Source organism: Roseateles sp. P5_E11, assembly GCF_054049355.1.
Genome location: NZ_JBFUMO010000606.1, coordinates 1 through 3,387, shown reverse-complemented (window position 1 = coordinate 3,387; position 3,387 = coordinate 1). Strand labels below are relative to the sequence as shown.

General features: G+C 66.4%; 3 protein-coding genes. All 3 read left to right on the top strand.

Annotated elements, in window-relative coordinates:
* Window positions 1–1,497, top strand: a 1,497-nt coding sequence (locus ACXJKR_RS27765) for an acyl-CoA dehydrogenase (RefSeq protein WP_457325569.1), incomplete at its 5' end; no start/stop codon positions are given.
* 11 nt (window positions 1,498–1,508) lie between these two features.
* The gene (locus tag ACXJKR_RS27760) at window positions 1,509–2,462 is read left to right on the top strand and encodes an NAD(P)H-dependent flavin oxidoreductase (protein WP_056198230.1); all 954 of its coding nucleotides are present in this window, start codon (window positions 1,509–1,511) and stop codon (window positions 2,460–2,462) included.
* Window positions 2,463–2,599: 137 nt separating this feature from the next.
* Entirely contained in the window at window positions 2,600–3,112 is a 513-nt protein-coding gene (locus ACXJKR_RS27755; RefSeq protein WP_457325568.1) for a hypothetical protein, read from the top strand.
* Window positions 3,113–3,387 lie beyond the last annotated feature (275 nt).

Here is a 3,387-nt window from a genome sequence, read left to right as displayed (position 1 = left end):
GAATTCGGCGGCCAGGGCGCACCCAAGACGATTGCGGCGGCCYGCAACGAGATGCTGCAGTCGGCCAACATGAGCTTTGCGCTGTGCCCGCTGCTGACCGATGGCGCCGTCGAGGCGCTGCTGACCGCGGGCAGCGACGAGCAGCGCGCCGTCTACATCCCCAAGCTGCTGGACGGCTCGTGGACCGGCACGATGAACCTGACCGAGCCGCAGGCGGGCTCCGACCTGGCGCTGGTGCGCACGCGCGCCGAGCCAGTGGGCGATGGCACCTACAAGATCTTCGGCACCAAGATCTTCATCACCTACGGTGAGCACGACATGGCCGAGAACATCGTCCACCTCGTGCTGGCCCGCGTCGTCGGCGCGCCCGAGGGCGTGAAGGGCATCAGCCTGTTCCTCGTGCCGAAGTTCCTCGTCAATGCCGACGGCGCGCTGGGCGCCCGCAACGATGCGCACTGCGTGTCCATCGAGCACAAGATGGGCATCAAGGCCAGCCCGACGGCGGTGCTGCAGTTCGGCGATCACGGCGGCGCCGTGGGCACGCTGATCGGCCAGGAGAACCGCGGCCTGGAGTACATGTTCATCATGATGAACGCGGCCCGTTACGGCGTGGGCCTGCAGGGCATTGCGATCGCCGACCGCGCGTATCAGAAGGCCGTGGGCTATGCGAAGGACCGCGTGCAGTCGCGCCCGGTGGACGGTTCGGTGGCTGGCAGCGCTGCCATCATTCACCACCCCGACGTGCGCCGCATGCTGATGACGATGCGCGCGCTGACCGAGGGCTGCCGCGCGATGGCGAGCACGGCCGCAGCGGCCTTCGATGCGGCCCATCACCATCCCGACCCGGAGGCCTGCAAGCAGAACCAGGCCTTCTACGACTTCATGGTGCCGCTGGTGAAGGGCTACAGCACCGAGATGAGCCTGGAGGTCACTTCGCTGGGCGTGCAGGTGCATGGCGGCATGGGCTTCATCGAAGAGACCGGTGCGGCGCAGTACTACCGCGACGCCAAGATCCTGACCATCTACGAAGGCACGACGGCCATCCAGGCCAATGACCTCGTGGGCCGCAAGACGGCGCGCGATGGTGGCCAACTGGCCCGCGCCGTGGCCGGCCAGATTGAAGTGACGGAAGGCGAACTGGCCAAGCGCGACAGCGTCGCCGCTCGCGCTGTGCTGAAGGCCCTGCGCGCCTCGCGTGAGGATTTCCTCGCCGTGGTCGACTTCATCGCCGGCTCGGCCAAGAGCAATCCGAATGCGGCCTATGCCGGCTCGGTGCCCTATCTGATGCTGGCGGGCAACCTCGTCGCTGGCTGGCAACTGGCCCGCGCTTTGATGGTGGCGGAAGACGCCTTGGCGACTGACAAGGAATTCATGGCCGCCAAGATCGTGACCGCGCGCTTCTATGCCGAACACATCCTGCCGCGTACCAGCTCACTGCGTGCCGCCATCATTGATGGCGCCGACAGCGTGACGGAACTCAGCCTCGAAGCTTTCTGACGGAGTCCAACTTGGCCCTGCCTCCCATCCTGAAGAACCTGCCGCTGCCCGCCATCGGCTCGCCGCTGTTCATCATCAGCAACCCCAAGCTCGTCATCGAGCAGTGCAAGGCCGGCATCGTCGGCTCCATGCCGGCGCTCAACGCGCGGCCGGCCGAGTTGCTCGACGAGTGGCTGGCCGAGATCACCGAGACGCTGGCGGCCTACAACCGCGCCAATCCGGACAAGCCCGCCGCGCCGTTTGCCATCAACCAGATCGTGCACAAGAGCAATGAGCGGCTCGAGCACGACATGCAGGTCTGCGCCAAATACAAGGTGCCCATCGTCATCACGAGCCTGGGTGCGCGTGAAGACGTGAACAACGCCGTGCATGCCTGGGGCGGCATCGTGCTGCACGACATCATCAACAACAAGTTCGCGAAGAAGGCCATCGAGAAGGGTGCCGACGGCCTTATCGCGGTGGCGGCGGGGGCGGGTGGCCATGCTGGYGTGAAGAGCCCGTTTGCGCTGATCCACGAGATCCGCGAATGGTTCGACGGCCCGCTGGCGCTGTCGGGCTCGATGGCCACCGGCGACGCCATCCTGGCCGCCCAGGCCATGGGCGCCGACCTGGCCTATATCGGCTCGGCCTTCATCGCCACCGACGAGGCCCGCGCGACCGACGCCTACAAACAGATGATCGTGGCCAGCAACAGCGACGACATCGTCTACAGCAATCTCTTCACCGGCGTGCATGGCAACTACCTGCGCGGCTCCATCATTGCTGCCGGCATGGATCCGGACAAGCTGCCCGAGAGCGACCCGAGCGCCATGAACTTTGGCGGCAGCGCGGCCAAGGCCTGGAAGGAAATCTGGGGCAGCGGCCAGGGCATCGGCGCGGTGCGCGAGGTGCTGCCGGCTGCGGAGCTGGTGGCGCGGCTCAAGCGCGAGTACGCGGCAGCGCGGGCGCGCCTGGCGCTGAACTGACGCGGCGCCTGGCTTGCCACGACGGCCGCCTGCGGGCGGCCGTTCTTCTTGGTGGGATGGAGCCCACCAACCCTAGGCTCAGGCGCGGAGGTTCGTCGCTACCATCGCGGCCCCCAACCGTTTTCATCGATCCGCAGATGCCCTTGAAGCCCAAAGCCATCCTCGTCTACAGCGCCGCCCTCCTGTTCAGCCTCCAGGCCGCCGCCCAGGAGCCCCAGCCGCCCCAGCCTACGGAGGCCCCGGTGGCGGCTGCGGCCGAGCCAGCGGCAAGGCCCGCTTCGGCGAGTGACGCCAAGGTGCTGCCCCGCTTGGCCGTGCGTTGGGACTGCGGCGACTGCGAGCAGAACCCCAAGGTCGGCCCGCTGATCGAGCAGACCTACGAAGCGCAAGCGACGTCCAAGGGGTACAGCGTCGCCCCCGCCGAGAGTGCCGAGGTCGTCATCAAGGAATACCGCCAGCGTCCCCCGGCTGCACGCGTCATGCTGGGCATCTTTGCGGGCAAGGACAAGCTGGCCACCAAGCTGAGCTTTCGCGGCAAGGAATACGTCGCCAGCGACTATTCGGCCAATGCCTTCCAGGGCATGAACAGCCTGTGCGAATCCGTGGCGAAACAGGCGCTGGCTCAGGTGCTGTCGGCGATCAAGGAATGAGCGAGTTCCACTGACCGTGGTCTGCCACCTGATGCGACGGCCGCCCTCGGGCGGCCGTTTCCTTTGGTGGGTTTCCTGTCCCTGAAGCGGGCGACTCATGAAAACGTCTCGCACGGGTTTTCCATGAAACCGCTTTCTCGCCTCTCCCAGGAGGATGCGACGCAAATTTGAAAGCGCTTTCAATGCGCTTTTGAATAGCGACCTGACCCCGGGAGCGGCTGCATGCCGGGGCGCGCAGTAGGTCTTCGCAGTCGAGACACCGGCCAGGGAAGGGC